General features: G+C 42.3%; 16 protein-coding genes and 2 pseudogenes. 9 read left to right on the top strand and 9 right to left on the bottom strand.

The window, feature by feature from the left end:
• Positions 1-2 precede the first annotated feature (2 nt).
• The 3 genes from cydD to trxB all read right to left on the bottom strand — a co-directional run bounded on the left by cydD (position 3) and on the right by trxB (position 4,937).
• The gene (cydD, locus tag I3B46_RS15580) at positions 3-1,769 is read right to left on the bottom strand and encodes a heme ABC transporter permease/ATP-binding protein CydD (protein ID WP_014657832.1); all 1,767 of its coding nucleotides are present in this window, start codon (positions 1,767-1,769) and stop codon (positions 3-5) included.
• A 354-nt stretch (positions 1,770-2,123) separates the two neighbouring features.
• On the bottom strand, positions 2,124-3,797 hold the full coding sequence (locus I3B46_RS15575) for a DUF7057 domain-containing protein (RefSeq protein WP_104873361.1): 1,674 nt from the start codon (positions 3,795-3,797) through the stop codon (positions 2,124-2,126).
• Positions 3,798-3,974: 177 nt separating this feature from the next.
• Positions 3,975-4,937 (bottom strand): thioredoxin-disulfide reductase, encoded by a 963-nt coding sequence (gene trxB / locus I3B46_RS15570; RefSeq protein ID WP_004918087.1) that lies wholly within the window; start codon positions 4,935-4,937, stop codon positions 3,975-3,977.
• A 543-nt stretch (positions 4,938-5,480) separates the two neighbouring features.
• Here trxB and lrp point away from each other — a divergent pair.
• The 6 genes and pseudogenes from lrp (at position 5,481) to serS (ending at position 13,463) form a co-directional block, all read left to right on the top strand.
• The gene (lrp, locus tag I3B46_RS15565) at positions 5,481-5,975 is read left to right on the top strand and encodes a leucine-responsive transcriptional regulator Lrp (protein WP_004918089.1); all 495 of its coding nucleotides are present in this window, start codon (positions 5,481-5,483) and stop codon (positions 5,973-5,975) included.
• A gap of 454 nt (positions 5,976-6,429) precedes the next feature.
• Positions 6,430-6,942 (top strand): annotated as a pseudogene (locus I3B46_RS22750) (DNA translocase FtsK 4TM domain-containing protein); the annotation flags it as partial.
• Between the two features lie 342 nt (positions 6,943-7,284).
• Positions 7,285-9,972, top strand: a pseudogene (locus I3B46_RS15560) (DNA translocase FtsK); the annotation flags it as partial.
• Between the two features lie 77 nt (positions 9,973-10,049).
• On the top strand, positions 10,050-10,670 hold the full coding sequence (gene lolA / locus I3B46_RS15555; protein WP_014657836.1) for an outer membrane lipoprotein chaperone LolA: 621 nt from the start codon (positions 10,050-10,052) through the stop codon (positions 10,668-10,670).
• A 9-nt stretch (positions 10,671-10,679) separates the two neighbouring features.
• Entirely contained in the window at positions 10,680-12,023 is a 1,344-nt protein-coding gene (locus I3B46_RS15550; RefSeq protein ID WP_004918094.1) for a replication-associated recombination protein A, read from the top strand.
• A 150-nt stretch (positions 12,024-12,173) separates the two neighbouring features.
• On the top strand, positions 12,174-13,463 hold the full coding sequence (gene serS / locus I3B46_RS15545; RefSeq protein ID WP_004918096.1) for a serine--tRNA ligase: 1,290 nt from the start codon (positions 12,174-12,176) through the stop codon (positions 13,461-13,463).
• A gap of 79 nt (positions 13,464-13,542) precedes the next feature.
• Here serS and I3B46_RS15540 read toward each other — a convergent pair whose 3' ends face one another.
• Entirely contained in the window at positions 13,543-14,022 is a 480-nt protein-coding gene (locus tag I3B46_RS15540) for an Lrp/AsnC family transcriptional regulator (RefSeq protein WP_004918098.1), read from the bottom strand.
• Between the two features lie 167 nt (positions 14,023-14,189).
• Between I3B46_RS15540 and I3B46_RS15535 the strand changes: the two genes are divergently transcribed.
• Together I3B46_RS15535 and I3B46_RS15530 are read left to right on the top strand one after the other, a co-directional pair.
• Complete coding sequence (locus tag I3B46_RS15535) at positions 14,190-14,612, top strand: DUF2000 domain-containing protein (protein WP_104873362.1); 423 nt, start codon at positions 14,190-14,192, stop codon at positions 14,610-14,612.
• Positions 14,613-14,648: 36 nt separating this feature from the next.
• A complete protein-coding gene (locus tag I3B46_RS15530) occupies positions 14,649-15,275 on the top strand; it encodes a LysE family translocator (RefSeq protein ID WP_036943599.1) in 627 nt (208 codons plus the stop codon).
• 40 nt (positions 15,276-15,315) lie between these two features.
• On the opposite strand, the gene pflA is transcribed toward I3B46_RS15530, so the two are convergent.
• The 4 genes from pflA to ycaO form a co-directional block, all read right to left on the bottom strand.
• The gene (pflA, locus tag I3B46_RS15525) at positions 15,316-16,110 is read right to left on the bottom strand and encodes a pyruvate formate lyase 1-activating protein (protein WP_014657838.1); all 795 of its coding nucleotides are present in this window, start codon (positions 16,108-16,110) and stop codon (positions 15,316-15,318) included.
• A 143-nt stretch (positions 16,111-16,253) separates the two neighbouring features.
• Positions 16,254-18,536, bottom strand: a complete 2,283-nt coding sequence (pflB, locus tag I3B46_RS15520) for a formate C-acetyltransferase (RefSeq protein WP_004918106.1) — start codon at positions 18,534-18,536, stop codon at positions 16,254-16,256.
• A gap of 69 nt (positions 18,537-18,605) precedes the next feature.
• The gene (focA, locus tag I3B46_RS15515) at positions 18,606-19,463 is read right to left on the bottom strand and encodes a formate transporter FocA (protein WP_004918108.1); all 858 of its coding nucleotides are present in this window, start codon (positions 19,461-19,463) and stop codon (positions 18,606-18,608) included.
• Between the two features lie 343 nt (positions 19,464-19,806).
• Entirely contained in the window at positions 19,807-21,561 is a 1,755-nt protein-coding gene (gene ycaO, locus I3B46_RS15510) for a 30S ribosomal protein S12 methylthiotransferase accessory factor YcaO (RefSeq protein ID WP_004918110.1), read from the bottom strand.
• Between the two features lie 178 nt (positions 21,562-21,739).
• Between ycaO and ansB the strand changes: the two genes are divergently transcribed.
• Positions 21,740-22,783, top strand: coding sequence for an L-asparaginase 2 (ansB, locus tag I3B46_RS15505; protein WP_014657840.1), 1,044 nt, complete (start codon positions 21,740-21,742; stop codon positions 22,781-22,783).
• Positions 22,784-22,819: 36 nt separating this feature from the next.
• Here the strand turns inward: ansB and I3B46_RS15500 are convergent, their stop codons facing one another.
• The gene (locus tag I3B46_RS15500) at positions 22,820-24,256 is read right to left on the bottom strand and encodes an MFS transporter (protein WP_004918113.1); all 1,437 of its coding nucleotides are present in this window, start codon (positions 24,254-24,256) and stop codon (positions 22,820-22,822) included.
• Between the last annotated feature and the right edge of the window lie 339 nt (positions 24,257-24,595).

The raw sequence follows: 24,595 nt of genomic DNA, 5'->3' as shown, positions 1-24,595 counted from the left end.
TATCAAAGCTCCTCACTACGGTGAGCCAACAAGCGGGCAAACGGCCCTTCCGATTGGCTCAATTGTGCATAATGACCACGCTGAATGATTTGACCATTTGCCATCACCCAAATTTGGTCGTAATTAACCGTTTCTTCGAGTAAGTGGGTGACCATAATTGTCGTTTGCTGTTGAGCTAGTTGATTAAGAGTATGCATGACCCGTTTTTCACTGTGCGCATCAAGGCTAGCAGCTGGTTCATCCAGTAATAAAATACGCGATGGCTTTAAGAGTGTACGCGCGACAGCAACACGTTGAGCTTGCCCAACGGATAGCCTGGCAGCATAGTCGCCAAGGCGTGTATTTAAGCCATCAGGTAGCATAGGGAGAAACTCGGAAACATAGGCATCATCAATGGCTTGTTGTATTTCAGCCTCTGAAGCAGTCGGTTTACCTAAGCAGATATTCTCGATAAGCGTTTGTTCTGGTAAATGAGGGTTTTGACCCACCCAGCCAATTAATGCACGCCATTTATCTGGGCAAAGCTCTTTTAGCTCATCCCCATTAATTTTAATCGAGCCTTTATAGGGAAGAAAACCTAACAAAAGATTGAGTAAAGAGCTTTTCCCAGCACCACTTTGCCCGACAACAGCGATACGCTGTTGTGGCTCGATAGTAAAATCGAGAGGACCGACAAGACGTTGACCGTCGTGGGAATAGATTTCTAACTTATTTGCTTCAATTTGAATGGGTTTATCTTGCGGTGTCTTATCCCCAGTTTCTGTTTTTTGTTCGCCATCGCTTTCTAACAATGTCACCAAACTTTCTGCTGCGCCTACCGCTTGAGCTTTGGCATGATAATAGGTGCCTAAATCACGTAGAGGTTGGAAAAACTCAGGCGATAAAATTAATGCCAGAAAACCGGCAAACATGGTGACTGGTAACCCATAGCTTCCAAAATTTAATTCGCCAAGATAGGAAAAACCGAAATAGACGGCTACGATAGCGATTGAAATTGAGGCGAAAAACTCAAGCACACCAGAGGAGAGGAAAGCCATTCTAAGGACTTCCATGGTTCTTGAGCGAAAGTCTTCGGTAGATTCACGAATTTGTTGCACTTCTGCTTTTTCACGGAAAAACAGTCGTAATGTATCTAAGCCGCGTAACCGGTCGAGAAAACTACCGCTGAGGCGACCTAAAGCAACAAAGTTACGTCGGTTAGCATCTGCGGCACCGAGTCCCACTAAGGCCATAAAAATGGGGATCAACGGGGCGGTTGCAAACAAGATTAAGGCGGCGGCCCAGTTAAATGGGAAGATGGCAATCAAGATCATAATAGGGATGATGCCAGCAAGATACATTTGTGGTAGATAGCGCGAATAGTACTCTTGCATATCTTCTATCTGCTCTAGAACGATAGTCGCCCAGCTACCGGCTGGTTTACCTTTTACCCATACAGGGCCTAGCGCTTGTAGCTTATTTAAGACCATGTTGCGTACTTCTTGGCGTACAACTTGACCACAACGAAAGCCCACTCGCTCTCTAATAACCGTTAGGAGTGCGCGTAGCACAAATACGGCAAGGAGTAGGATAAAAGGGGTCAGAAGTTGCTCTCGTGGAGTGTGTTCCATAATCAGAGCTTGCAATATTACCGCCAAGAACCACGCTTGTGCGATAATCAGCAGACCACTAACAACGCCTAATAGCATAGATATACGCAGCCAACGTTTTGCGGATGTACTATGCTGTTTCAACCAACGTACCAATTCAGTCTGTCTTGTTTTATCCATAATGATCAGTGTGCAGGTATAGTTTTATATTGAGAGTGTGCCGCTAGCTAAAATAAGCCAATGGATTAAAGCTTAACGGAGTTTTTACCTATCATAGCAGCTTATTCGCGATATGTTGCATAATAAAAGTGTGTTATTAAAATAGCACAGATGATTGTTATCAATATGTTTTATAAAGGTAAATGATAATTGTCATCCATGCAAAACTAAAATCAATAAGGTAGTTAAACCTGTTAGAGCGATGTCGGTGAGTTTACAAGATGTGTGGCATTTAGCATACAAGGGATAAGCTGTAGGTTCATAACAACGAATGGCTTTACATAAATGAGTAAAGCCATTTATCACGCATAAATATTATTGCTCTGGTACCACTTGTAGCCATTCTTTAGGCACTAATTTAAATTGACCATTTAATAATTTATCCCATGCGTTATCTCGCTGTGCCACCGAATCATAATGACTGATTTGGTGATCAATAAACTTCCAATCAGTTATTTGATATTGCCAAATAGTACAGGCTAAAGAATCACTCTTAGGGGAAGCACGGCATATGATAACCTCATTTTGCCCATCTTGATTGATATCTGCCATAAAACCTAGGCAATGAGGTGGATGATAATTATTGATGCAGCTCGATTCGCGTGTTTGGGACCACCAACTTTCCGGCAATTCGGCACTATTTTTTGCGATAATTATGGCCTCTTTGGGGGATTTACTCATTTTTTCATTACCAATATCGATATCTGTATAGAGTAGAGCGGTGTAATTGGGATTTAATTTGAGCTTTTCGATAGCTTGTTGGCCTTTGGGCCCGAGTTCTTTTAAGGCAAAAGCGAGCCGAGGGTTAACGTCAATTTTACCATTTTCGATACTGGCTAATATGCTGTTTGCGGTAATACGGTTAAAATCAGCAATCGGACTACTAATCATAAGGATGGCAGCCATTAGCCCTACAATCCCTACTTTGTTTATGGTACCTAAAGATTTTGCCCAAAGCGTTCTTCGGCGAATAATAGCAAAGCTGTAGGCGAAAATAATGACGGTGAAAAAGAGTGCGATGCTAAAGGCATAGAGGCGAGAGACACTCCAACTGTATTGGTTGACACGCACTAAAATGCCGTAAAGTGAAAAAAGTGAGAAAAAATTCAATAAAATGATACTAGACAGCGTTAAGGTGTTTAGCCATGTAAAACGTTGGTATTGGTGGTGTCCATTCCCATAGGTCAAATTAATTAAAATGATATTTAAAGCCAAGAACCACAGTATTGCGCTAGCCCCCACCTCTAATATCGATAGTTTCATCACAAATGAAAATAAAAAACCACCGACAAATATGGCAGCAATAAGATGGAGTATTATCAGGAAAAAGCGGGCGATATAATGGATAAATTGGCTAAAGCGAAACTCAAATATTGAGCGTAAAAAAACCAGCCCAATATTAAATCCTAAAGTGAAACCTGAATATAAAGTAAAATTGTTATCAATAAGCTGACTAAGAGTAGAGAGATTGACAATCGTAAATAAAAAACTGGCGAGATAAAGTAAAATAACCAGAAGCCCACCAATGACGGTGGCAATAATCATTAATAGCGTATTTTTAATATAAAAATCGAGTAAGTGGCTATAATCAATATGCCATCTACCCACTAACTGACGTGTCTGCAACCAAGGTAGCAAAAAGAAAAAAAGAACAATTAAGGTAGCAAAGGCAGTAAATTGAGGTTGACTGTAACTTAATTCTAAGTTCTTTGCATCCCATAGCGTGATCCAGACTGTTAATACAGCAATGATCAAGATATTAGTATAGAAAATAGCTGATTTGGCATTCGTAATTAAGTAACTGACAGCAGAAGGTACAAAAATTGCGACCATAAAAGGAAGATAGGTATATGGGGCGCTTAAATTATAGATGAACGAGAATGAAGAGTCCGTTGACAATACAATCAAGGTCGATTGGATAATAGCAAGTAGAGCGACAAAAAGGTAGGCATAGCGGCTGATAGCTTCTCGTTGTATTTGTTGACCCATAATATTTCCTAGCGCGAATTGTCAAAAATAATGTATCAATAATTTGATTATTGTAGATTGATGGAGGAAACTCCCCTATGAACTTACTCTGAAAAAAAAGGAACTTATCCTATAAAGAGGGGGCAAAAAAGGCACCTATTTGAGGTGCCTAAAATGATCAGGATGGATGTGGTTATACTATTTTTTATCCGCTAAACCATCTAAGTAGCGTTCTGCGTCTAGGGCAGCCATACAGCCTGTACCTGCTGATGTAATTGCTTGACGATAAATATGATCCATTACATCACCTGCGGCAAAGACTCCTGGGATAGAGGTTTGCGTTGCATTACCATGTGTACCGGATTGCACTTTGATATAGCCATTTTCTAAATCTAGCTGGCCATCAAAGATAGCGGTATTTGGGCTGTGACCAATCGCGATAAATGCCCCCATCACCTCTAATTCTTCAGTTTCATCGGTTTTGGTATTACGCAAACGGACGCCTGTCACGCCCATATCGTCACCGAGTACTTCATCAAGTGTACGGTCGGTATGCAGCGTAATATTGCCGTTCTTCACTTTATCCATTAGGCGATCAACTAGGATTTTTTCTGCGCGGAAGCTATCACGACGGTGAACCAAATGGACTTCTGAGGCAATGTTGGATAGATAAAGGGCTTCTTCAACCGCAGTATTACCTCCGCCGACAACAACCACTTTTTGATTACGATAGAAGAAGCCGTCACAAGTTGCACAAGCAGAAACGCCACGGCCTTTAAAGGCTTCTTCAGAAGGTAAGCCGATATAACGCGCCGATGCACCTGTCGCAATAATCAGGGCATCACAGGTATATTCGTTTTCATCGCCAAAAAGACGGAAAGGGCGCTGCTTAAGATCAACCTTATTAATATGATCTGAGATAATTTCTGTTTGGAATTTGGTCGCGTGTTCATACATGCGATCCATCAAACCTGGACCAGTCAAGCCTTCAGGGTCACCCGGCCAGTTCTCAACCTCAGTCGTAGTGGTTAACTGACCGCCTTTTTCCACGCCAGTAATCAGAGCTGGACTTAAGTTTGCGCGTGCAGCATAAACTGCCGCTGTGTATCCTGCTGGGCCAGAACCCAAAATGATTAGCTTGCGATGTATGGCTGTGCTCATGAATACCTCATTTTCAGTATAAAAATAGCGATAATGGGATTGTAGGAGAATTGGCAAGCTAAAAAAAGTGATTTAAATACTAAGTAAATTATAGCTGAGCTATTTTTGCGATAGATAATAGTGATTAAAGTGAAAATTTAGTATGGCAAGTATGCTTATGTCACGTGGTAGGATTTTTAGGAATATTCCTGAATCCGGACAGCGAAACGTTTAAATAGAAAAAAAATCGAAATCTTGTACTGATTTTTATTCATTTGCTTTGACAATCGGCTGTGCATTTGCGAAAACATCTATGTAAGAGTTAATTATCTAGTAGACCAATGCAAATGGTGTGTTTTTGTTCTTGCCGGAAAGTTAACTTTACAGCACTTATAACTTAACAAACAGGTGATCATTGTGAACAGGGGTTCTGTTCACGTCGATTTCAGCATTGCGCATAAAATTTGCTCCTGAACACGAATACCTAAATAAATAAAGTATGAGCGAGGATGGTGCTGTTTTATAGGTGTGGAAAATAACAATTAGAGAAAGAGAGATAAAGAGATGATTGATAATAAAAAGCGTCCAGGAAAAGACCTTGACCGTATTGATAGGAATATACTTAACGAATTACAGAAAGATGGGCGTATCTCAAACGTAGAACTGTCTAAGCGTGTTGGTTTGTCACCAACGCCATGTTTGGAGCGTGTGCGTCGTCTGGAAAGACAAGGGTTTATTTCTGGCTATACAGCACTTTTGAATCCTCACTACTTAGATGCTTCACTCTTGGTGTTCGTTGAAATTACACTAAACCGTGGCGCACCAGATGTGTTTGAGCAATTCAACACAGCGGTTCAAAAGCTTGAAGAGATCCAAGAATGTCACTTAGTTTCTGGTGATTTCGATTATCTGTTGAAAACGCGTGTGCCAGATATGTCCGCTTACCGTAAACTGCTTGGTGAGACTCTTCTACGTCTACCGGGTGTGAACGATACTCGTACGTACGTCGTTATGGAAGAAGTGAAGCAAAGTAACCGCTTGGTTATTAAAACACGCTAATAGGCTTGTATAGTCTCATTTCTGCACAACATCATTTATGGTTGTCGCACTGCAGTTTCAACGCTGAGTTTACTCAGCGTTGTTCCGTTTTAGAGGCCAATATTTTATCTCTCTTAGCGCTTTTTTGACTCTGTTTCCGATTAAAGGCACAGCGTCGATATGATTTTTTCTGAAAATAGGCTAAATAGCTGTAACTCTTCGTTTTAATCTATTGATATTAAAGCCATAAATAATTAAGATTTTTAACGTAAAATAGAAATTGAATCCTCAACTGTAAGATGAAATACTGCATCTTGCTGTGTCTACAGTCGTTTAGTTTGCCTGAGAGGCAACAAGTCACGCACAAGAAGGTGATTGGTGTTAGAATGGCTTTCAATATGTGCTTATCATCATTGCGAATTCAAGTGAGTTCGTTTCGGCATGGGTGACATCATCAGTCAGTAAAGAAACAGTAATGAGCCAAGAATATACAGAAGACAAACACGTTCGATTAAAAAAACTCAGTAGTGGAAGACGGCTACTCGAAGTCATTTTGCTTGCCATTTGTTTAAGTGCCATTTTCTTAATGGTGGCATTAATGAGTTTCAATCCTTCAGATCCAAGCTGGTCGCAAACCACATGGAATGCACCGGTTAAAAATTTGGGGGGAAGTGTTGGCTCTTGGAGTGCGGATATTCTCTTTTCGGCTTTTGGGATTTTAGCATTTGCAATTCCACCTCTACTGCTACTCGGTTGTTGGGCGATTTACCATTATGAAAGCCAACGTCGTTATATTGACTTCTTTTCGTTGTCATTGCGCTTAATTGGTGGGTTAGCGCTGATCCTCTCATCATGCGGTCTTGCTGCGCTTAACTTTGACGACTTACCGAATTTCGCGTCCGGTGGGGTGATTGGCAGTGTGTTTAGTAATGCGATCATGCCATGGTTTAATTCTTTAGGTGCAACACTGGCATTGCTCTTTTTATGGGCAATTAGCTTTACACTGTTTACGGGCTGGTCATGGTTGACGATTGCCGAAAAAATTGGTGCGGCGGTATTAATTCCTATCACATTAATGACTAATCGTGCGCGCGGCGATGATTATGATGCGTATGATGTTGAAGAAACAGAAGATGCGTTACAGCGGGCGCAGGAGGCAGAGCGCCAAGCGATTGATAATGTAGACAGTGACGATGTTTTGTTCTCCGCTCCCTCAATTAGTGAATTAGCCGCAGTAGAAACCGAAGAGGTTCAACCCACAGAAGAAGCGGCTCCTTTGGCTGCCAATCAACCTATTGATGAAGTTGAAGAACCCCTTGCGTTTTCAGCTTCTGAGCCGCAAGAAGCTTATCATTTTGAAGTGCCGGATGATTATCAACCTGTTGTGTATGATAGGGATTTCCAATTCAAAACCAGTGAGCCTCAGGCACAAGTCGCGGAGCCAACAGGCTACCAACCTGAAAGCCATAATGTATCTCCAGAGAATGGTGTGGTTAACCAACCTGCCAATCATTATACACATGAGCGTTGGGGGGCAGAGGCACAACCTGCTGCAACGACACCGACAGAACATACTGATAATCCATCATTAGCAAACCCAACAGGGCAGCAAAATGTATCGATGCCAGCTTCTTCTATCAGTGAGGCGGTTTCACAGGCAAGTGGGCGATCAGTAACAGATAGGCTAGCCGATCCCGCTGCATTGGCAGCCGCTGGTATTTCCGTTGCGGCTCTTGAGCGCCACGCCCAGGTTAAACAAAATATGGAGCCTGAATTGCCTCGCCCAAATCCTGTTCGGTTACCAACCCGTCGGGAGCTATATGGCATTCGCATTCCTTCTCAACGTGATGCTGAACTTCAGCGCCGTAAAGAAGAAGCTTTGCAACGTGAGCAGATATATCAACAATGGTCTGCTGCGTCAGAGAATGAACCACAACAAGATGAAGAACAAGAAAATAGGCTCCGTGAGCAATTTTTGCAGCAACAGCGCGAACGGTACGGCAGTGATATTGAGCATCATGATGAGACTGAGTCACCAATATCTCATCAGGCTGAAGTGACGCCAACGCCAGAAAAAGTGGTTCATTATACTCAACCTGAAATAGAGCATCGTTGGTCTTCTGCGCCCGCTTCTGTTGAACAAACTGAGCAAAATACTCATCACTTTAGCCAGTCTAAAAATACCTTCTCAGCGCAAGATGATGATGAGAATGCGGGTTATAAAGTTGAACCTAAATTCGATCTAAGTGAACATATTTCGGTATTAGATGAATTTTCGCCAGTTAATGATTTGGTTAATGAAGAGCCTGCAGATCCTTTATTTATGCCGTCATTTAGTGCAACGAGCGTGGAGAATACAAACAATACACCTCAAGTGAATGAGGTGACAAAACATGTCGCTCCAACACCGGATATCTCTGCTAATCAGTCGCACACTTTTGCTCCGCTGCAACAACCACAACAACCGGAGCCGCAGCAAGACAGCTTGTTCCATCCGTTCTTGGTACGCAATGATCAACCATTGCCAAAACCAACGACGCCTATGCCTTCTTTGGATTTGTTAACTACGCCACCAACACAAGAAGAGCCTGTTGACATGTTTAAATTAGAGCAGACAGCACGGTTGATTGAAGCTCGCTTAAATGACTATCGGGTGAAAGCGGAAGTGGTCGGCTTCTCTCCGGGGCCAGTGATCACTCGATTCGAGCTAGATTTGGCACCGGGGGTAAAAGCGGCGCGGATCTCCACTTTATCGAGAGACCTTGCCCGTTCACTTTCTACCACAGCGGTGAGGGTTGTTGAAGTGATCCCCGGCAAGCCATATGTGGGGCTTGAATTACCGAACGAAAAACGCCAAACAGTCTATTTAAGAGAAGTACTGGACTGTGACGAATTTAGGCATAGTGCATCACCGTTAACAATGGTGTTGGGTAAAGATATCGAAGGCGATCCGGTTATTGCGGATTTGGCGAAAATGCCACACTTACTCGTTGCGGGGACAACAGGCTCAGGTAAATCGGTAGGGGTCAACGCGATGATCCTCAGTATTTTGTATAAATCGAAACCTGACGATGTCCGTTTTATCATGATCGACCCGAAAATGTTGGAACTGTCTATTTATGAAGGCATTCCACATTTGCTGACAGAAGTCGTGACTGACATGAAAGATGCTGCTAACGCATTGCGTTGGTGCGTCAATGAAATGGAACGTCGCTATCGCTTAATGTCGGCGCTTGGCGTACGTAATCTTGCTGGCTACAACGATAAAATTAAAGCTGCCGAAGAGATGGGGCGACCTATTCCTGACCCACACTGGAAACCGAGTGACAGCATGGAAACTGAGCATCCAATGCTGAAAAAAGAACCCTATATTGTCGTCATGGTTGATGAATTTGCTGACTTGATGATGACGGCAGGGAAAAAAGTTGAAGAGTTGATTGCTCGCCTAGCGCAAAAAGCACGTGCAGCAGGTATCCACCTAGTATTGGCAACTCAGCGCCCGTCAGTGGATATCATTACAGGTTTAATTAAAGCAAACATACCTACGCGTATTGCCTTTACAGTATCAAGTAAAATTGACTCTCGGACTATCCTCGATCAAGGTGGCGCAGAGTCATTATTGGGAATGGGGGATATGCTGTATTTACCACCTAACTCATCGATTCCTGTTCGTGTCCATGGGGCATTTGTCCGTGACCAAGAAGTGCACGCGGTGGTGAATGATTGGAAAGCCCGCGGTCGCCCAGAATATATTGATAGCATTACCAAATGCAGCGATGAAAATGAAGGGGGCGGTTATGATAGCGCAGAGGAAGAGTTGGATCCTCTGTTTGATCAAGCCGTCGAGTTTGTTGTAGAGAAACAACGCGTTTCTATTTCAGGTGTTCAACGTCAGTTCCGCATTGGTTATAACCGCGCTGCGCGAATTGTTGAGCAAATGGAAACGCAAGGGATTGTCAGTGAGCCGGGACATAATGGAAATCGCGAAGTGCTTTCCCCACGGCAAGCTGATTACTAACCTTGTTGTCGATGAGTTGCGAGAGCAATAATAAAGGCATAGCGCCTATTAAGGTATCAATAAAAGGTCTTTGTTCGATGAAAAAAATGATGTTATTGGGGGCGTTGGCTCTAAGTTTACATATCGGCTCAGTACTGGCAGATGCCAGCCAAGACCTTCAGGATCGCCTGAATAAGGTCAATAGCTTCCACGCTAGCTTCTCTCAAAAAGTCACCAGCCCAGAAGGTGACCTCGTACAAGAAGGTGTGGGGGAATTATGGCTTCAGCGCCCTAATTTATTCAATTGGAATATGACGTCACCTGATGAAAGTGTTTTAGTGTCTGATGGCAAAAATTTATGGTTTTATAACCCGTTTGTTGAGCAAGTCACTGTCACTAACTTAGCGGATGCGACTCAAGATACCCCATTTTTATTGATTACACGTAATAACCCAAGAGATTGGAAACAGTACTCTATTATTCAGCAAGGTAATACATTCGACTTAAAACCCAAGTTGAGTAATGGCACATTAAAACGTTTTTCAATTACGGTTTCTCCAGAAGGCACCATTGAGAAGTTTTCAGCCGTTGAGCAAGATGGGCAAACAAGTGCTTACCAATTGAAAGAACAAAAAAATGGTAATGTCGATAAGCGTAAGTTTACATTCACTGTGCCGGAAGGGGTCACATTGGATGACCAACGCTCAGGTGGTAAATAAGAGGAAATAGTGGGCAACCTATCACTCGATTTTTCACAAAATGAATTTCAACCTCTGGCAGCGCGTATGCGCCCAGAGGTTCTTGAACAGTATATAGGCCAAAAACATTTGCTTGCTGAAGGTAAACCATTACCCAGGGCAATAAAAGCAGGTCATTTACATTCAATGATTTTGTGGGGGCCACCAGGAACAGGCAAAACCACATTAGCCGAAATTATTGGTCACTATGCACAGGCAGATATTGAACGTATTTCTGCCGTTACGTCCGGTATTAAAGAGATCCGTGAAGCGATAGAGAAAGCTCGCCAAAATCGAGATGCGGGTCGTAGGACTATTTTATTTGTTGATGAAGTGCATCGTTTTAATAAAAGTCAGCAAGATGCGTTTTTACCACACATTGAAGATGGCACCATTACTTTTATCGGCGCAACCACAGAAAATCCTTCGTTTGAACTCAATTCCGCATTATTGTCGCGTGCACGGGTCTATCTACTGAAATCTTTAACGGTAAGCGATATTGAAGATGTGTTGCAGCAAGCCATGGAGGATCCCAAGCGAGGCTTAGGCGGGCAAAATGTGATTTTACCCGATACCACTCGTCAATTAATTGCCGAGTTGGTTAATGGTGATGCCCGTCGCTCCCTCAATCTTTTAGAGATGATGGCGGATATGGCGGAAACCGATAGCCATGGTCAGCGTATTTTAACGGCTGAATTACTAAAAGAAGTCAGCGGTGAACGTACAGCGCGCTTTGATAATAAAGGTGATCGTTATTACGATTTAATCTCTGCCTTGCATAAATCAGTACGAGGCTCGGCTCCCGATGCCGCTTTATATTGGTATGCGCGGATTATTACCGCAGGTGGTGATCCACTTTATGTGGCTCGGCGCTTGCTGGCTATCGCATCTGAAGATGTAGGGAATGCCGACCCGCGAGCGATGCAGGTCGCTATTTCCGCATGGGATTGCTTCACTCGGGTTGGTCCTGCGGAAGGTGAGCGTGCGATTGCTCAAGCTATTGTTTACTTGGCATGTGCACCAAAAAGTAATGCAGTTTACACGGCTTATAAAGCCGCGTTAGCGGATGCGCAAATGCAGCCTGATTATGATGTACCTGCCCATTTACGTAATGCACCGACAAAACTGTTGAAAGAATTAGGGGCGGGGAAAGAGTATCGCTATGCTCATGACGAAGAAAATGCTTATGCAGCCGGTGAGGTTTATTTCCCACCTGAAATGCAACATACCCAATATTACCACCCAACGAATCGTGGTTTAGAAGCGAAAATAGCAGAAAAATTAAACTGGTTAGCGCAACAGGATCAAAATAGCCCAACAAAACGCTATCGCTAATGTGGGCAATGCGGTAAGGTTATAAGAAATATTTTTTATAAAATTATTTAGGTCGCCTTCACAATAGGCGGCTTGATGGTGTAACGAGTATAATGCCGGAATGTGTTATACTCCCTTTCAATATTGACTAACAATAATCACAGGATAAGCATGCTCGATCCCAATTTACTGCGTACGGAGCTAGACGCGGTTGCTGAAAAACTGGCTCGCAGGGGTTTTACCCTTGATGTGGAAAAGCTGCGTGAATTAGAAGAACGCCGCAAAGTTTTGCAAGTTGAAACTGAATCCCTGCAGGCAGAGCGTAATTCGCGATCGAAATCCATTGGTGCAGCTAAGGCGCGTGGTGAAGATATCGAGCCTTTACGTCAGGAAGTGAACCAGTTAGGCGAAAAATTAGATGCTGCTAAGTTAGCATTAGATAAGCTGCAACAAGAGATCCGTGATATTGCATTAAGTATCCCGAATATGCCTGATGATGCTGTTCCTGATGGGAAAGATGATTCAGATAACGTTGAGGTTGCCCGTTGGGGTGAACCACGCCAATATGACTTTGAAATTAAAGATCATGTTAGCCTTGGCGAACTCGCTGGTGGTCTAGATTTCCCTGCGGCCGTTAAACTGACAGGCGCGCGTTTTGTGGTGATGAAAGGGCAAATTGCTCGTTTACACCGTGCACTGGCTCAGTTTATGCTGGATTTGCATACTGAACAGCATGGCTATCAAGAGCTGTATGTACCGTATTTGGTTAACCATGATACGCTTTATGGCACTGGTCAATTACCTAAATTTGGTGAAGATCTGTTCCATACTAAGCCGCTTGAAGAAGAAGCGGAAAGTACTTATGCATTGATCCCAACAGCAGAAGTGCCGGTCACCAACTTAGTACGTGATGAAATCCTTGATGAAGATGCATTACCACTAAAAATGACTGCGCATACACCATGCTTCCGTTCAGAAGCGGGTTCTTATGGCCGTGACACGCGTGGGCTTATCCGTATGCACCAATTTGATAAAGTCGAATTGGTACAAATAGTGCATCCTGAGAAATCGATGGAAGCATTGGAAGAGCTAACCGGTCACGCGGAGAAAGTGCTGCAATTACTGAAATTACCCTATCGTAAAGTGATCCTTTGCACTGGTGATATTGGTTTTGGTTCACGTAAAACCTATGACTTGGAAGTTTGGTTACCAGCTCAGAATACCTACCGTGAGATTTCTTCGTGCTCAAATATGTGGGATTTCCAAGCTCGCCGTATGCAAGCACGTTTCCGCAGTAAAGGTGACAAGAAAACACAGTTGGTGCATACACTGAATGGTTCTGGTCTTGCTGTTGGTCGTACGTTGGTTGCTGTATTGGAGAATTACCAATTAGCAGATGGTCGTATTGAAGTACCAGAAGTATTGCGCCCATATATGAAAGGCCTAGAGTACATCGGTTAATCAAGTTAAATTAACTAAAACAGAAAACGCCACTTATTAGTGGCGTTTTTTTTACAACCCACTGATACGTTGCTGGTTATTATGCTTCACTATTAACGGTTGTTACAGGATAAGAAACTAAGGGTTTGATCTCTTTAAGCACGAACATACTTTGCATTTCTTTAATACCAGGAAGCCGTCGGATCACAGACATCGCGAAATCGGCATAGGAATCTAAATCATGGGAAACCACTTGCAATAAAAAGTCGGCATCTCCCCCGATGCTGTAGCATGAAACAACATTTTCTAACTCACTGACTTCTTGTTCAAATTTCTTTGCTTCCGTTTCACTATGGCTGTCGATAGTGACACGCACAAAAACCATAACACCTAAACCAATTTTTTTGCGGTTAAGAATAGCTCGATAGCCTTGGATCACATCATCGTCTTCTAATTTACGGACGCGTCGCCAGCAAGGGGATGCTGACATACCGACTTTATCAGCGAGTACTTGATTTGTAATACGTGCATCGTCTTGAAGGAGCTTAAGAATCTTGATTTCTGTCTTATCTATTGCCATAGCGGGTATTTCCTTTCGGAATATATTTATACATAGGTAATTTTTTTCTTTTGGCTACTTTACTACAGATAAGATAGGCAGCAAATTTCTATTTATTGATGACATAATTGTTACAGTTCACGACCAGAAGAACCTTATGTTATCAAAAATTATGAAAAGGGGATTTTATGCAATTTGATGCATCTATTCATCGTTGTGCCATCATCGTCAATCAAGATCTAGCATTAGGGTTTGCTATGAATGCTGCAAGTATCATTGGTGTAGGGATAGGCAACAAAATTACCCAATTAATAGGGAATGATTTAATGAGTGCAGATAATATTTATTATCCTGGGGTCATCAGTGCATCATTACCTATATTAAAAAGCTCGCCTGAGCGAATAAAGCAAATTCAAAAAGAAATAGCAGAGCATGAAGATATTTATATATTACCTTTTAGTTTAATTGCTCAGTCTTGTAAAAGTTATGATGACTACACTCAAAAATTAACTAACACTCTAGATCAAGAAATTCAATTAGCAGCTATTGGTTTGGTAGGGAATAAAAATAGCATCAATAAATTAACCGGTAATTTATCATTATTTAAATAAGCGTTATATCTCGCCATTCTACTGTAGGTTAATCATATGATAAGCATAACACAATTGCTCTCTTATGCGAGTGCATTGGCGATTGCTGCCGTTATTCCAGGGCCCGGAATGACCGCAGTCGTCGCACGTACCTTGAAGGGTGGCGTAACAATGGGGTTTGCACTACTGAGTGGATTAATTTTAGGGGATATTATTTATCTCTCTTTTGCGATATTCGGCCTAGTATTCGTTGCTGACCACTTAGCCGCGATCTTTAATTTAATTTATTGGTTTGCTGCACTGTATTTATTTTGGTTAGCTTATGTCTTTTGGCGCCACGATGCCCAACCATTAAATACTGTAGGTGCTATATCAAAAAAGCAGTTAGCTATTGTGAGTGTTTCCGGTCTTGCCATTACATTAAGTAATCCAAAAACAATCGCTTTTTATATGGCAATATTACCGTTAGTCATTTCTTTAAATGAAATTACTATAACGATTTGGAGCACAGTATTAGTTCCAACTACGTTATTAATATTACTTTTAGTTGGTATGATATTTATCTTTGGTGCAAAGAAGGCAAGTAAATTTTTATCGAGTACGAAATCGCAGAGAGTGATTTTTCGAGGAACCGCTTTGATCATGTTTGCCGCAGCTATTGGTATGCTGTTTAAAACACAATAAAGGATAATGGCTCTACATGAGTGTAGAGCCATTAGGGTGTTTAATACATGACCTTGTGGCCGTAGCTTTCAAGGATGCTTTTGACACGTTCCATGATCTCTTTTGAAGGGGGCTTAACGCCATCGAGTTTATACTCCTCGCCCATGGTTTCCCATTTATGTTTGCCTAACTCATGGTAGGGGAGCAATTCGATTTTCTCGATGTTTTTCATATCCTTGGTAAATTCGCCGAGCAGATGAACAGAGTGGTCATCATCACTCCAGCCGGGAACAACGACATAACGCACCCAAGTTTTTTGGTTACGTTTGGCAAGATAACGAGCGAACTCGAGTGTCCGGTGATTAGAAACGCCGACCAATGTTTGGTGAATATCATCGTTGAGCTGTTTTAAATCGAGCATAACAAGATCGGTCACCTCCATTAGCTCATCAATCACGGGATCATAGCGACGTACAAAGCCGTTTGTATCAAGGCAAGTATGGATATTTTGCGCTTTACATGCACGGAACCAATCACGAACAAATTCAGCTTGTAAAATCGCTTCGCCGCCCGATGCCGTTACGCCACCACCTGTGGCATTCATAAAGTGGCGATAAGTAACAGCTTCTTTCATTAACTCTTCGACGGTAACCATCTTACCGGTATGGGTGTCCCAAGTATCACGGTTATGACAATATAAGCAGCGCATTAAGCAGCCTTGAAAAAAGACAATAAAGCGAATACCAGGGCCATCAACAGTACCACAAGATTCAAAGGAATGGATACGTCCCAGCGTCGCAGGAGGCGCAGTGGTGCTTAAATCAGCGGTTGGAATAATATTGGTTGTTGTCGACATAGCAGGAACTCCAAAAATACCTGTTATACTTAAATATATCGTTATTAGTGGGTAATTGACTTAAAGTATTCAGGTTTAGTTCTAAAAAAGCCCCATAAGGCTGGGGCTTTTTAGTTATTTTAATTGACTTATTAACCTAATTATTACATTGAACTTGTGAAAGTACGAGTAATAACGTCTTGCTGTTGTTCTTTAGTCAGTGAGTTAAAGCGCACTGCATAACCAGAAACACGGATAGTTAACTGAGGATACTTCTCTGGGTTTTCCATCGCATCCAACAGCATTTCACGGTTCATTACGTTGACGTTCAGGTGCTGACCGCCTTCGATAGAAGCTTCATGGTGGAAGTAACCATCCATTAGACCGGCTAAGTTCGCTTTACGAACCTCATCATCTTTACCTAATGCATTTGGTACGATAGAGAAGGTATAAGAGATACCATCTTTCGCGTAAGCAAATGGCAGTTTAGCGACAGAAGTCAGTGAAGCCACAGCACCTTTTTGGTCACGTCCGTGCATTGGGTTTGCACCTGGTCCGAATGGTGCGCCAGCACGACGACCATCTGGTGTGTTACCTGTTTTCTTACCATAAACCACGTTAGAAGTGATTGTCAGGATAGATTGAGTTGGTACTGCATTGCGGTAAGTCGGCAGTTTCTGAATTTTCTTCATGAAACGTTCAACTAAGTCACAAGCAATATCATCGACGCGAGGGTCGTTGTTACCAAATTGTGGGTATTCACCTTCGATTTCAAAGTCAATTGCAATGCCGTCTTCGTCACGAATTGGTTTTACTTTCGCATATTTAATTGCGGACAGTGAGTCAGCAGCGACAGATAGACCTGCGATACCACAAGCCATTGTGCGGTAAACGTCACGGTCATGCAGTGCCATCAGAGCCGCTTCATAGCTGTATTTGTCATGCATATAGTGAATGATATTCAATGCAGTGACATACTGAGTTGCTAACCAATCCATAAAGTGATCCATACGATCCATCACAGTATCGAAGTCAAGTACTTCGTCCATGATAGGAGCGTGTTTAGGACCTACTTGCATTTTCAGTTTTTCATCAATACCACCATTGATGGTATACAGCATGGTTTTCGCTAAGTTAGCGCGAGCACCAAAGAACTGCATTTGTTTACCAACTACCATTGGGCTGACGCAACATGCGATAGCATAGTCATCGTTGTTGAAATCTGGGCGCATTAAGTCATCGTTTTCATACTGAACTGATGAAGTATCGATAGAGACTTTTGCAGCGAATTTTTTGAAGCTAATTGGCAGTTTCTCTGACCACAGGATAGTCATGTTAGGCTCTGGAGAAGGGCCCATGGTATACAGTGTATTCAAGAAACGGAAGGTGTTTTTAGTCACCAGTGTACGGCCATCAAGACCCATACCTGCTAGAGATTCTGTTGCCCAAATTGGGTCACCAGAGAACAGCTCATCGTATTCAGGAGTACGTAGGAAACGAACCATACGTAGCTTCATGACTAAGTGGTCAATCAGCTCTTGTGCTTCTTGCTCTGTCAGTTTACCAGCTTCAAGGTCACGTTGGATATAAATGTCTAAGAAGGTTGAAACACGACCAAATGACATTGCCGCGCCGTTTTGTGATTTCACTGCCGCTAGGTAAGCGAAGTAAGTCCACTGAACCGCTTCTTTAGCGTTAGTCGCAGGACCTGAAATGTCATAACCATATTTTGCAGCCATTTCTTTGATTTGGCCTAATGCACGGTGCTGTTCAGCAATTTCTTCGCGCAATTGAATGGTCATTTGCAGGTCTTCACCGTTCTCTAATCTTTCTTGCAGTGAAGTGAACTGATTAAATTTGTCTTTCATCAGGAAATCAATACCGTACAGAGCAACACGACGGTAGTCACCGATGATACGACCACGACCATATGCGTCAGGCAGACCGGTTAAGATACCTGATTTACGGCATTTTAGAATGTCTGGAGTGTAAACATCGAAAACGCCTTGGTTATGGGTTTTGCGGTATTCAGTAAAGATTTTTTTCAGGCTAGGATCTAAAGTGCGATCATAGGCTTTACATGAATTTTCCACCATTTTGATCCCACCGAATGGGATAAGTCCACGTTTTAGAGGTGCATCAGTTTGCAGACCAACGATTTGTTCTAAATCTTTGGCGATGTAACCCGCATCATGGGAAGTGATCGTTGATGCAACATCAGTGTCAAAATCAACGGGGGCATGAGTACGGTTTTCGATTTTGATTCCTTCCATGACTTTTTCCCACAGCGCATCTGTTGCTGGGGTAGAGCCTGCTAAGAAAGATTCATCACCTTCATATGGAGTGTAGTTTTTCTGGATGAAGTCACGCACATCGACGTTTTCTTTCCAGTTACCTTGGTTAAAACCTTGCCATGCTAAAGCGAATTTTTCATTTAATTCTGACATGATACTTTTACCTTTTAACAATGGATCTTTTAAGGATCTTAATAAATCTTTTCGTGAAAGTAGTGGCTATTAATGTTTTTGACCACCACGTAAATGCATGAACCAGTAAATTAGGCCGACTAAAAGTGCGCCGCCAATGATATTGCCGATAGTAACGGGTATTAGGTTGTCTGTAACAAAGTTGCTAACACTGAGTTGAGAAAAGTGTTCTGGTGAAACGCCAATTTGAGTCCAGAATTCAGCTGGAGCAAACTCTTTGATCATGATACCTAATGGGATCATAAACATGTTTGCAATGCTATGTTCAAAGCCACTCGCAACGAACATGGCGACAGGGAGCACAAGCACCAAAAGCTTATCGGCTAGGCTACGACCTGAATAGCTCATCCAAACAGCGAGACAAACCATTAAGTTAGCTAAAATACCTAAACAAACAGCCTCAATAAATGTATGGTGCAGTTTATGGTCTGCGGTTTGTAGGACATTAAGCCCCCATTGACCATTTGCCGCGGTATATTGACCAGCAAACCAAATCAAAGCAACAAAGAAGAGCGCGCCGATAAGGTTGCCAACATAGACGTTAAACCAATTTAGGAACATTTGCCCCCAAGTGATCCGCCCTGTAGCTTTTGACACAATGGTCAACACCGTGGATGTAAATAGATCTGCACCGCAAATAACCACGAGCATCAACCCAAGAGAGAAACAGACACCACCGATAAGTTTCGTAAAACCAAAAGGAGCGGCTTGTGCGCCAGTGGTCGCAGTAATATAAAAAACGAATGCGATTGAGATAAAGATACCGGCAGTGAATGCTGACAAGTATGTTATTGCAGGATGTTTATTGGCTTTGTAAACACCAGAGTCATCTGCAACTTGAGCCATTACAGCGGGAGGCAAAAGATTAAAAGGGTTGTCAGCTTTCATACTAACACTCTCTTACTAAGTTGATTAATTATAGCACGCAATCATAGTAACAAACGGCATAACTAAGAAATTTGATATGGATCATGAACCATCGTAAGAAATCGACGTAAATTGTTGAAAAATGGTTAAATTTCGATTTATCTAATTGATTTTTATAAATTAAATATTTTTTAAATTTTATTAAAAATTTTTATATTCTGACTTTGCTCAGAGAATATAGGTAAATAAAACCGGTGATTTGTTATTTAAATATTGCAAAATGAGCGGTGATTTTAATTAATTTAACTTATATAAAGATAATGGCCCGAAGGCCACTATCTAAAAATGATGAGTTAGAAAACAATTAGGCATGTTCACGTTTTGCTTTTTGCAGTTTTTCATAGGCTGCAAGTAGCGCTTGGTGAGCTGGAAGCGCAGTTAATTCATCATCGATGGACCACAAACCATAGAAACAAGATTCGCCAGCAATAGCAGCGGATGCCGCATCGACGGTCTCTTGCCCATACATACGGACAAAAGCGCTATAATATTGTGACGCATCACGTTGTTCTTCTTGGCTCAGTAGTAGCAGGGTATGCAAACAACGATAATAGTTAGCTCGTTCAGCGGTAAAAACGGAGCTATTAAAGTCTTGTGTCCATTCTACCCAGGCTAATGCCTGATCTAGGTCACCACCTGCTAGCGCCAGCATGGATTTTAACTCACCAATACGCAAGTTACTCCAGCCATTATCTTTACCTACGGCAAGGCCAAGTAGCTCTCGTACACGCGTGAAATCATCGAGGCCTTCATCGTCCAATTGCGCTATTAATGCCAGATAATCTTGCTTTTCCCATTGGCTATCAGGCAGCGTGATAATGGTATGACGTAAATGTGCCCCCATCGCATTGTTGGCAATATGCAAGTCTTCGACAGGATAAATATCAGACATACCCGGCACTAAAATACGGCAGGCATAAACCCCTAAGTGGTGATAATCAGCAATATAAACCTCGGCGCCGAGCTGATTAAAAATACCCATAAGTGTTGCAAATTCTTCTTGTGTTGTGCCTTTAAAATTCCAATCGACGAAAGGGTAATCGGCATCGTCTTTAAAGAGATCCCAGCTAATAAGACCACTAGAGTCGATAAAATGGGTCTCTAGGTTAGTCTGCTCAGCCACTTCCTCATCATCGAATGTCGGCGCATTAAACACATCAAGATCTTTAAGGCTACGGCCTTGTAAGAGTTCTGTTACGGTACGCTCTAAAGCAACACCAAAATCAGGGTGGGCACCAAAAGAGGCAAAACAGGTTCCATTTTGTGGGTTAAATAGCACCACGCAAATGACTGGGAATTGACCACCAAGAGAGGCGTCATAACAGAAAATAGGGAAGCCTTCTTTTTCAAGTGTGGCAACGGCTTCAACCACATTAGGATAGCGAGCCATGATCTCATTTGGGATGGTAGGCAAGCTGATTCGTTCAGCAATAATGCGGTTTTTCACAAAACGTTCAAAGACTTCAGATAAGCCTTGAACACGCGCTTCATTTGCCGTGTTGCCTGCCGACATACCATTAGAGACATATAAGTTGCCGACAATATTCATAGGAATATAAACCGTTTGGTTATCGGATTGGCGAGTAAAAGGCAGTGCACAGATACCACGCTCTTCATTACCCGATTGTAAATCGATCAACTGACTGCCTGCCAAAGCATTATCAGGATCGTAAAATTCACGTAAGCGAGTGTCTAAAATACCTTCCGGTAAGCTATCGTCTTCGGTAAGAGGAAACCATTTTTCATTGGGATAATGAACAAAATCACCTTCAGCGATCGATTTTCCTAAATAGAAATCGGCAAAGAAATAGTTAGTTGATAAACGCTCGAAATATTCACCGAGTGCAGAAGCTAAAGCGGCCTTTTTGCTCGCGCCTTTGCCGTTCGTAAAGCACAGAGGGCATGCTTTGTCTCGAATATGGACTGACCAAACATTAGGAACAGGATTCAGCCATGAGGCTTCTTCAATATCAAAACCGAGCTTTTTCAATTTTGTTTGAAATGCATCGATGGAAACTTCAAGGGCGGCATCTTTGCCAGGAATAAATGTTTGGCTCATGATTTTGTTACTTATCAATAGGGAGAATTATAGGGGGCTATGATACGGATTTTTGTTACACACCTCACGCAAAATTATCCTAATCCCCACTATTTTGCCTAAAATAATTATCGGTATCACGGAAATGCAGTTTCAAATCCACATAATAACGGTAGTTTATTTAAAGAGAGGTTATAGGATGAAACAGAGTCATAAAATATTACTGGCGACAGCGCTCTCATTGGCAAGTACATCCGTTTTTGCACTACCAAATATTACCGTATTAGCCACCGGAGGAACGATAGCAGGAGGTGGTGAATCAGCAACATCTTCAAGCTACCAAGCCGGAAAGGTCGGTATTGATGCTCTCATCAATGCAGTGCCTGAAATCAAAAAAATAGCGAATCTTAATGGCGAGCAAGTGGTCAATATTGGCTCCCAAGATATGAATGACCAAGTCTGGTTAACGTTAGCGAAAAAAATCAATCAAGAGTGTGATAAAACAGATGGATTTGTGATCACTCATGGTACAGACACGTTAGAAGAAACTGCCTTTTTCCTCGATTTAACAACATCATGTCAAAAACCTATTGTATTGGTTGGCGCAATGAGACCATCGACTGCACTGGGGGCTGATGGCCCTCTCAACCTATATAATGCGGTGGTGGTAGCGACGGATAAATCAGCGGGGGATCGCGGTGTCTTAATGGCAATGAATGATAAAGTGATCCAAGGGCGTGATGTCGTTAAGATGAACACAACCGAAGTGCAAGCGTTTGAGGCAGTAAATGCAGGCCCACAAGGTTTTATCCATGATGGCAAAGTGACTTTTTATAAACCAGCAGAGCCTAGAGATAATAAAGCAGCCTTTGATGTCAGTAAATTAGATAAATTACCTCAAGTTGGCATTGTCTATAACTATGCTAATGCCTCTGCTGCCCCTGTGAAAGCGTTACGTGATGAGGGAGTTGAGGGAATAGTGAGTGCGGGGGTTGGGAATGGCAACATGTATAAAACGGTTTTTGATGCATTAGCCACTGCTGCTAAAGAGGATGTGGTTGTCGTTCGTGCCAGCCGTGTACCAACAGGCTACACCACTCGTAACGCTGAAGTGGATGATAACTTATATGGCTTTGTAGCTTCAGAGCGCTTAAACCCGCAAAAAGCACGTGTTTTACTTCAATTAGCCTTGACTGAAACCAAAGATCCTAAACGTATTCAGGCACTTTTTGAAAAATACTAACCCACACTAAAATTAGCGAATAGGGGGAATGACCCTCTATTCGCAGCTTTTCGCAGATAAATCCACCCTATTGGCGACAATATTAGCGGTAATTAGCGCAAAGCAAGGTACTAAGGAAAAGAGTATAAAGAGCCATATTGATGCCGATTGCGCACCTTCAATCCCTCCAGGTGAAGAAAGCCCTGCAAGGTTAGCGATCATACCTGCCAAAGAGGCACCAAAAGCAGTGGAAAATAGCTGTAAGGTCGTAATTGCCGACGACGCTTTTTGAGATTCACTTCCAGCCGAGACTTGCAATACTCGCGTGAGCAAATGTGGCCATGCTGCACCAATACTTGCGCCAGTGATAAATAGACCAATACAAATAATCCATACCTGAAATGCTTCAATAGCAATAATTTTTGTTATGAACAATGCAAGAGTGGTTAGGCCTACCAGTGTGAATAGTGGAGCAAAACGAATAATTCGCACGGCAACCGTCGGCTTTAGTGATGAGGAAGCAATGGCGGCACTTGACCAACCCGCACCGACTAGGGCCGCTAAATAGCCTGATAACAAGGGAGCCACACCATGCAATATCTGTAAAAAATAGGGAACAAAAACCTCTGTTTGTACACTTAGACCCAACAATGCCATCGTGAGGTAAATAGGCGCTAATTGTGCAGAAAAGCGAAATGTTCCCGAAGGGAAAAGCGTATTATGACCACGACGCTCAATAACCATTAATCGAGCACACAGTAAAACGGCAATAAACATCCCTCCAATAGGGATAAATTTGTCTTGACTTAAACTGCCTAGAGAGATGGCGAGCACGGCGCAAGAAAGCAGTAAAAGGGCCTGTAATGGAATCGGCTGTTGAGGGCAGTTTTCATGGGGATTTTTTGCCGGCAAAATCCGCCAAGTCAGCCATAAATAAGGGATACCGACTACGACCAGACACCAAAATGCTCCTCGCCATATATCGTACTCTGCAAATACGCCACCCAGTGCTGGCCCTAGTAATGTTGCCATTCCCCACATACTCGACATCATCGCTAACACTCTCGACCATAAATGTTGAGGAAATACAATGTGTACCATTGAGTAAGATAAGGTGAGTAAAATCCCGCCACCAGCCCCTTGGATCACTCTGCCAAGGAGCATCACTGGCATTGAGGGGGTGATAGCGCAGATAACGGATCCTACAAGAAAAATCAACGTCGCCAGCCCATAACTTTTTTTGGGGCCAAAATAATTGAGGATCCGTGAGGTAAGGGCGGACAAAATAATCGAAGACAGAATAAACAGTGTGGTATTCCAAGCATAGAAATTAATGCCGCCAATATCCCGTACAACGGAAGGTAATGTGGTAATGGTGATATAAACATTAATCGCATGGAGGCAAATCCCCCCCGATAAGGCAAGTGTTAAACAGAGATTCTTACCGGTGAGTAGTGTACGCCAACCTTCCTGCTGACTTTTCTCTATATTCACGTGTGACGGATCCCTCTTATTTCTCTTATTGAATCGCCTTATTTTCCCTCACTAAAATCATTCACTTGATCTGTTTATGAGTGAAAAACTATTCATCAACTAAAGCAGTTATGAATCAACTTAGCAAGTTTGAATGAAACGATTACATTCAAATGTAGTTATTTTTTATGTTGAAATAAGTCCAAAATGCCCATTCTGTCCATAGTGTTTTGCCTGCATTTTATCCTAAAATCAGGATATTAATTCGATAAATACCATAAATTCGAATAATTAGTACTGTAAATGAATAGAAAAATTAATGTGTCTTGGCTCATATTTTAGGAATAAATATATTTTTAG

The sequence above is a fragment of the Providencia sp. 2.29 genome (genome assembly GCF_015832305.1).
Taxonomy (GTDB): Bacteria; Pseudomonadota; Gammaproteobacteria; order Enterobacterales; family Enterobacteriaceae; genus Providencia; species Providencia stuartii.
Note: the sequence above shows the minus strand (reverse complement) of the source record. Positions and strands in the feature narration are given on the sequence as shown.

Coding starts and splice junctions, on each gene's coding strand:
- cydD (WP_014657832.1), bottom strand. CDS start 1,769: ATGGATAAAACAAGACAGACTGAATTGGTACGTTGGTTGAAACAGCAT.
- I3B46_RS15575 (WP_104873361.1), bottom strand. CDS start 3,797: ATGGGTCAACAAATACAACGAGAAGCTATCAGCCGCTATGCCTACCTT.
- trxB (WP_004918087.1), bottom strand. CDS start 4,937: ATGAGCACAGCCATACATCGCAAGCTAATCATTTTGGGTTCTGGCCCA.
- lrp (WP_004918089.1), top strand. CDS start 5,481: ATGATTGATAATAAAAAGCGTCCAGGAAAAGACCTTGACCGTATTGAT.
- lolA (WP_014657836.1), top strand. CDS start 10,050: ATGAAAAAAATGATGTTATTGGGGGCGTTGGCTCTAAGTTTACATATC.
- serS (WP_004918096.1), top strand. CDS start 12,174: ATGCTCGATCCCAATTTACTGCGTACGGAGCTAGACGCGGTTGCTGAA.
- I3B46_RS15540 (WP_004918098.1), bottom strand. CDS start 14,022: ATGGCAATAGATAAGACAGAAATCAAGATTCTTAAGCTCCTTCAAGAC.
- I3B46_RS15535 (WP_104873362.1), top strand. CDS start 14,190: ATGCAATTTGATGCATCTATTCATCGTTGTGCCATCATCGTCAATCAA.
- I3B46_RS15530 (WP_036943599.1), top strand. CDS start 14,649: ATGATAAGCATAACACAATTGCTCTCTTATGCGAGTGCATTGGCGATT.
- pflA (WP_014657838.1), bottom strand. CDS start 16,110: ATGTCGACAACAACCAATATTATTCCAACCGCTGATTTAAGCACCACT.
- pflB (WP_004918106.1), bottom strand. CDS start 18,536: ATGTCAGAATTAAATGAAAAATTCGCTTTAGCATGGCAAGGTTTTAAC.
- focA (WP_004918108.1), bottom strand. CDS start 19,463: ATGAAAGCTGACAACCCTTTTAATCTTTTGCCTCCCGCTGTAATGGCT.
- ycaO (WP_004918110.1), bottom strand. CDS start 21,561: ATGAGCCAAACATTTATTCCTGGCAAAGATGCCGCCCTTGAAGTTTCC.
- ansB (WP_014657840.1), top strand. CDS start 21,740: ATGAAACAGAGTCATAAAATATTACTGGCGACAGCGCTCTCATTGGCA.